This is a genomic window from Limnofasciculus baicalensis BBK-W-15, from assembly GCF_024178385.1.
GTDB lineage: Bacteria > Cyanobacteriota > Cyanobacteriia > Cyanobacteriales > Coleofasciculaceae > Limnofasciculus > Limnofasciculus baicalensis.
The window spans coordinates 3539-10711 of the sequence record NZ_JAMZMM010000211.1 but is presented as its reverse complement, the minus strand read 5'-3'; the positions used below and the strand labels follow the sequence as shown (position 1 = coordinate 10711).

Sequence of the window (7173 nt, the reverse complement as noted above, 5' to 3'; positions counted from 1 at the left end):
ATGACGAAGCCAATCCTTTTTCTGAAGGAATAGCCTTAGTCAGAAGCTATCAAACACAAGAACCTTAATTAAACCTTAAAAATCCTTGATAGAGTCTGGCAATCCTTTAAGCTTGCCAAGCGATCCTATAAACCAAATAAAATCGATTTAAACCCCAAGCCAAGAAAAAGCCCCCTTTTTTTTGTCGTGGAGATAGTGAATAATGCAAACAACACGACGAGAGAAGCGATTACGCGAAGCGTCGTGGAGGATGCGATCGCTAATTAAGAAAAAAGTCCAGTTTTGATCCAAAGATAGGAGACTACTAAACGTGAAACTCTCAGTTTACGGAAAAGGCGGTATCGGCAAATCCACCACAAGCTGCAATATTTCAGTAGCCTTAGCCAGACGTGGTAAAAAAGTTCTGCAAATTGGCTGCGATCCCAAACACGATAGTACCTTTACTCTGACTGGCTTTTTGATTCCCACCATTATCGATACCCTTCAGGAAAAAGATTATCACTACGAAGACGTATGGCCTGAAGATGTAATCTATAAAGGATATGGTGGCGTAGATTGCGTCGAAGCAGGTGGTCCTCCCGCAGGTGCAGGTTGCGGCGGCTATGTAGTCGGCGAAACCGTAAAATTGCTCAAAGAATTAAACGCTTTTGACGAATACGACGTAATTCTATTTGACGTATTAGGCGACGTAGTTTGCGGCGGATTCGCAGCACCATTAAACTATTCCGACTACTGCATGATTGTCACCGATAACGGTTTCGATGCCCTATTCGCCGCCAATCGCATTGCCGCATCAGTACGAGAAAAAGCACGTACCCATCCCCTCCGTTTAGCCGGATTAATTGGTAACCGCACCTCCAAGCGTGACTTAATCGATAAATATATTGATTCAGTACCCATGCCAGTATTAGAAATACTGCCTTTAATTGAAGACATTCGGGTTTCCCGCGTCAAAGGCAAAACCCTATTTGAAATGGCAGAAACAGACTCTTCTCTAAATTACGTCTGCGATTACTACTTAAATATCGCCGACCAAATCTTAGCACAACCAGAAGGTGTTGTACCAAATGATTCACCCGATCGCGAATTGTTCTCCTTACTATCTGACTTCTACCTCAATCCCCAGCAACCCCAAGCAACAAAAGAGGAAGAAAAACTGGACTTGATGATGGTGTAATTTGTTATTTGTTATTTGTTGTTTGTTATTGGTGATTAGCAAACAACAGATAGCAAAGTACAAGATATTAAACTCAGACTTGCACCATTTTAAATAAGCGGTAAAATTTGCTTTTTTTGAAACGCAGAGGTACGGAGAGGATAGTGCTGAGGTACGGAGAGGTTTTGGTGCAAGATCTTATTTCAACAAACAACAAACAACAAATAACTAACAACAAACAACTATGACTGCTATTGAAGCACCCCAAGCCCTAGAATTTGAATGCGAAACAGGCAATTACCATACATTTTGCCCGATTAGCTGTGTCGCATGGCTATATCAAAAAATTGAAGATAGTTTCTTCCTCGTCATCGGGACAAAAACCTGCGGTTACTTCCTGCAAAATGCCATGGGAGTGATGATTTTTGCCGAACCCCGCTATGCGATGGCGGAGTTGGAAGAAGGGGATATTTCCGCCCAACTTAATGATTACGAAGAACTAAAAAGATTGTGCGTGCAAATTAAACGCGATCGCAATCCTAGTGTAATTGTTTGGATTGGTACTTGCACCACTGAAATCATTAAGATGGATTTGGAAGGATTAGCACCCAGATTAGAAGCGGAAATTGGTATTCCGATTGTAACTGCTCGTGCTAATGGTTTAGACTATGCTTTTACTCAAGGTGAAGATACTGTCTTAGCTGCGATGGTTCACAAATGTCCCAGCCAAGCACCAGTTAAGGAAGGGGAAAAAGAAGAAAGAAATGCTATTTCTAAACTCCTTAATTTCGGACGGAAGAAAGAAGATGTAGCGGCGGAAGAGTCAGAATATGTGGATCATCCACCTTTAGTATTATTCGGCTCAATGCCAGATCCAGTTGTGACTAATTTAACTCTGGAATTGAAGAAACAAGGGATAAAAGTTTCCGGTTGGTTGCCTGCGAAACGCTATACTGAATTACCAGTATTAGAAGAAGGGTATTATGTGTCTGGTGTCAATCCTTTCTTGTCTCGTACTGCTACTACTTTAATGCGCCGCCGCAAGTGCAAATTAATTGGCTCACCATTCCCCATTGGTCCAGATGGTACTCGCGCTTGGATTGAAAAGATTTGTTCAGTATTTGGAATTGAACCCAAAGGTTTAGACGAAAGAGAAGCGCAAATTTGGGCAAGTTTGGAAGACTATATCAAGCTAATTCGCGGTAAGTCTGTCTTCTTTATGGGTGATAACTTACTGGAAATTTCTTTAGCCCGTTTCTTGATTCGTTGCGGGATGAGTTGTCCAGAAATTGGTATTCCTTATATGGATAAACGCTATCAAGCAGCGGAATTATCATTGTTAGAGAAGACTTGCCAAGAAATGGGTGTACCGAATCCCAGAATTATCGAAAAACCGGATAATTACAATCAAATTCAGCGGATTTATGAGTTGAAACCGGATTTGGTAATTACGGGTATGGCACATGCGAATCCGTTAGAAGCGCGGGGGATTAATACTAAGTGGTCCGTTGAGTTTACTTTTGCTCAAATTCACGGGTTTACTAATGCGCGTGATATTTTGGAATTGGCTACTCGCCCCTTGCGTCGTAATAGTAGTTTGAAGGATTTGGGTTGGGATAAGTTGGTGAAGGAAGAGGCTAAGGTTTGATATCGGTTTAAATACCCGAATTTTAGATACCCGACTGCTTCCAGAAGTCGGGTATCTTGGTTTGTAGAGGTAAAATGTAGAGGTAAAATTTTTAATTATTCTACAAAAGCTGCCTTATCATTTTGGACAAGTCACCCCAATATCTATAGAGTAAAACAACAAACGTAATAATCGGACTCAGTATTTTTATTGCTGTTTTCAGAAATCTGATACTGCCTTTTCTATATTTCTTGTATTTTCTGGTGTTATTACCATGACGAAAACTCCGATAATTATTGGTGAATCAGAATTGAGGTTTAATATACATATCCCATACTCATTTCCTTAACATCTCACATAACTTTTGGGCAATTTCAGCTTGTGTGTCTGACGATAACTCCCCTAACTATCGCTGAATTACAATTGTAGAAACTGTAGCCAATTGATGTAACCTGAGAGTTGAAGGCTGTCGTAATCCTGTAGCAGCAAAATCGGGATGAGTAGTATCTAACAAGATATCTGTCTCCAGCAAGTTAGTAGGAATACGACTAGTAATGTAAGCCACAATCACCTGACGACGCGCTCCTACTGGATTAGTTAAACAGGCTACTGGACGCAATTTTGTAGCTGACAGATCATCGTAAGGAAAAGGTGCCAGAAAAATTTTACCCTTGGTCATGGAATGGCTTACCATCACTAATAGTGTAGATATCTTCTTCAGGATCAGTTATGAAACCAAAGCTGGGATTGTTGATGACAGATTTTGCCCATTCTGGATCGTGAAATGGTTTCCCATCATCTAGAGTGTAGATATCTTCTTCTGGGTGATTCAAAAATTGAAATGCTGGATTCCTGATTAGCGATCGCAACCATTCATATTCTTCTAATTCTACCTTTTTCAGGAGAGCTGCTTCTATAGCTTCCAGCCGCTTTAAATCGGTATATGTAATAATAGCCGCTACCGCCTTGCCTTGTTCCTCAATAACAACTCGTTCTCCCCGATCTTGAATCTGAGTAATCAGTTTTGTCAAGCTATCCGATACCATATTGAGGTTTACACTTACCATATTTTACCCCATCAATATAATTTCATTTTTTTCTTTTACCGCATCTCATCTCTATATTAACTTAGGCGATCGCAAAACCTACCCTACAACTTATCAAATTTGGGAAAACGCGACTATCGCCATCCCTACATCCTCACTAGTTGTCCTCTATTGTCATCTCCTCTCAGAATTGAGGTTTAATATACAGATCCCATACTCGTTTCAATTCTCCACCATCCGCTGAAGAAACCTCCCCAATGTTACTCAGCAATAAAGACTTTTCTAAACAATCCAATCGAGACAAACGGACAGTTGAAGCAGCCCGTAAACCACTAGCCAACCAATCACCTTACAAAATCCTAAGTATAGGCAAGAACGAACCTTTATTTGTCCAGATGGTAATCAGCGAACCTTCAGTTGGCACATCAAGTTATCTTTTGGTTGGCGGATTTATTTTTTTTCACAGGAACCCGAAAAGATGATTATCGGTTATATTGGTTGTCACCTCCGGACAGTAAATTACGGAGGTTAATTGCAATAATTGTAGTTTGTGCGATCGCAGAAATATAACGAATCAAAATTATCTCTCAAATCAGTGTAAAAATCGCTATAATTCCAGTAAAATCTGTAAAAAACAACCATACTCAAGTCCATTAAAATGGACTGAAATTACCATCCCAGTCAGTTTTAACTGACTTCAGCTATTAGGCAGTGGTTTGAACCACTGCCGGATTATCGCGAATGCTGCAAGTTGCCAGTTTAACCCAACTCTTTCTAAAAAAATACCAGTTTTTTGAGCAAAAAGAGGCTTTATGGTTTAATCAGATTATAATCGCTCTTTTCACCCCACTCCCCCCTTTCCAGAAAATGTCCAATCTAGGAATTCTACCAGACATCGAAAACCATTGGGCGAAAGACTCTATTCGCCAGCTATTTAACCGTAAAATTGTCGGAGGCTACCCCGATAATACCTTTAAACCAAATAACCCCGTCACCCGTGCTGAATTTGCTGTATTATTAAACAAAGCTTTTCCCAACGCCGCACCAATCAAAAGTCCAGTTACCTTCAAAGATGTACCTGCCAATCACTGGGCAAATTTAGCAATTAAATTTGTTACCCGTGCAGGTTTTTTCTCAGGTTATCCCGATGGCACATTTAAACTAAATCAACCCATTCCCAGAGTACAATCCTTAGTTGCTTTAGTCAGTGGATTGCAGTACGATCTCAATGCTACACCAACAGAAATCCTTCCTCAATATTTTGACGATGTAGCTGCCATTCCCAAATATGCAGTAAAAGCAATCGCAACCGCAACCGCCAAATATCTAGTTATTAACTATCCCAATATCCGACAACTCAATCCTAATGAAAATGCTACCAGAGGCGAAATCGCCGCCCTACTTTGTCGCGCCTTAAACCTTCCCGGAGTGCCCCTAGACTATATTGTCGCCCTAAATTTATTCGTAGTTGCACCCCAATTCGAGGAAGCCGATTCCTTTGCCGAAGAAACAGCCAGAGTAAAAATTGGCGATAAATGGGGTTATATTGACAAAACCGGAAAAATAATAGTGCCACCCCAACATGACGAAGCCAATCCTTTTTCTGAAGGAATAGCCTTAGTCAGAAGCTATCAAACTGGAAGCGAAAAAAGCGGTATAGAATTAAATACATCTACTCCCAACATTTCAGAAATCCGTGGTGTTTGGCTAACTACAACTAATAGCCAAGTCTTCAATTCAAAACAAAAGATTATTGAGGCAATGAACTTTCTCGCCCAAAGCGGATTCAACGTCATTTTTCCCGTTGTTTGGAATAATGGTGCGACTTTTTATCCCAGTCGCATTATGCGAGAAAACTTTGGATTGGAAATAGATTCCCGCTTTGTGGGTAGAGATCCCCTCGGAGAAATAGTTACTGAAGCTAAACGGGTAGGATTAGCAGTAATTCCTTGGTTTGAATACGGATTTTCTAGTTCATTTAACCAGAATGGGGGACGTTTAATTACTAAAAAACCAGATTGGGCGGGACGCGATATTACCGGAAATTTACTTAAAAAGAATAATTTTGACTGGATGAATGCTTTCGATCCTGAAGTCCAAACATTTCTCCTCAGTTTGATGTTAGAAGTTATTCAAAATTACGATATTGCTGGCATTCAGGGAGATGATAGATTTCCCGCACTCCCTTCAGAAGGAGGCTACGATGCCAAAACTGTTGCTCGGTATTTTCAGCAATTTAATCAAAATCCACCCACTAACCCCAAAGACTCTCAATGGCTCCAATGGCGTGCTGATTTGCTTAACGATTTTTTAACTAATTTCTATCAGGAAATTATTAAAATTAATCCTAATTTGGTTATTTCTCTTGCGCCCAGCCCTTATCCTTGGGGACTTCAAGAATACCTTCAGGATAGTCAAAGTTGGAGCGATCGCGGATTGCTCGATCTCATCCATCCTCAGCTATATCGCCGCGATTTTGCTGGATATAAACAGCTTGTAGATAGATTAGTTAATGAGCAATTTACACCTCAACAACTACCCTCTGTTATTCCTGGTATTTTGATTAAAGTTAGCTCCTACAGGATTACTCCGGAACTATTATTGCAGTCAATTCAGTATAATCGCGATCGCGGTATTAATGGGGAAGTTTTATTCTTCTATGAAGGATTGCGAGAAGATAATGATGCCCTGGGCAAAGTTTTGCGCTCTAATGCCTACGCTAAATCAGTTCCTTTTAATCCATCAGCGATTAAATCTCGTGGCTTTACCCATCGCCGAGTTGGTGGCAAATATAACTATATAGATTTATCAGGAAAATCGATAAGTCAGCCCCAATTTGATTGGGCTGATTCTTTTAAGGAAGAGCGGGCGCGAGTGAAAATGGGTTATAAATGGGGCTATATCGATAAAACTGGGCGGCTTATCAGTCGGTTGCAATTTGATGAGGCTGAGTTTTTTTCGGAAGGATTAGCGTTGGTAAGAATTGCTAGCAAATATGGCTATCTTGACAAGACAGGCAAATTAGTAATTCCGCCACAATTTGAAGCTGCTAATTCTTTTAGTGAAGGGTTAGCAACTGTCAAGGTAGGGGGTAAGTGGGGTTATGTAGATCCGACTGGAATATTAGTAATCCCGGCTCAGTTTAATGAGGCAGATTCTTTTTCTCAAGGATTAGCAAGAGTGGCGATAAGTTATCCAATTAATCCTGGTACTACCAATTCTCCCACTAATTCTGGTACTACCAATTCTCCCACTAATCCTGGTACTACCAATTCTCCCACTAATCCTATTACTACCAATTCTCCCACTAATCCTATTACTACCAATTCTCCCACTAATCCTGT

At 40.5% G+C, this 7173-nt stretch carries 5 protein-coding genes and 1 pseudogene; 3 read left to right on the top strand and 3 right to left on the bottom strand.

Annotated features, from left to right (window positions below; translation table 11 throughout):
• Positions 1-310: 310 nt before the first annotated feature.
• The gene (gene bchL, locus NJ959_RS18885) at positions 311-1177 is read left to right on the top strand and encodes a ferredoxin:protochlorophyllide reductase (ATP-dependent) iron-sulfur ATP-binding protein (RefSeq protein WP_254013289.1); all 867 of its coding nucleotides are present in this window, start codon (positions 311-313) and stop codon (positions 1175-1177) included.
• Positions 1178-1400: 223 nt separating this feature from the next.
• Complete coding sequence (locus tag NJ959_RS18880) at positions 1401-2804, top strand: ferredoxin:protochlorophyllide reductase (ATP-dependent) subunit N (RefSeq protein WP_254013288.1); 1404 nt, start codon at positions 1401-1403, stop codon at positions 2802-2804.
• Positions 2805-3189: 385 nt separating this feature from the next.
• Here the strand turns inward: NJ959_RS18880 and NJ959_RS18875 are convergent, their stop codons facing one another.
• From NJ959_RS18875 to NJ959_RS30750, 3 genes and pseudogenes are all read right to left on the bottom strand, one after another.
• Complete coding sequence (locus NJ959_RS18875) at positions 3190-3462, bottom strand: type II toxin-antitoxin system PemK/MazF family toxin (RefSeq protein WP_254013287.1); 273 nt, start codon at positions 3460-3462, stop codon at positions 3190-3192.
• Positions 3449-3850 (bottom strand): type II toxin-antitoxin system Phd/YefM family antitoxin, encoded by a 402-nt coding sequence (locus NJ959_RS18870; protein ID WP_254013286.1) that lies wholly within the window; start codon positions 3848-3850, stop codon positions 3449-3451. The genes NJ959_RS18875 and NJ959_RS18870 overlap by 14 nt, the downstream gene beginning before the upstream one ends.
• Before the next feature lie 163 nt (positions 3851-4013).
• Positions 4014-4175: pseudogene (locus NJ959_RS30750) on the bottom strand (type II toxin-antitoxin system PemK/MazF family toxin); the annotation flags it as partial.
• Between the two features lie 521 nt (positions 4176-4696).
• On the opposite strand from NJ959_RS30750, the gene NJ959_RS18860 reads away from it, so the two are divergent.
• The coding region (locus NJ959_RS18860; RefSeq protein ID WP_254013284.1) for a WG repeat-containing protein at positions 4697-7173 on the top strand (2477 nt) is incomplete at its 3' end.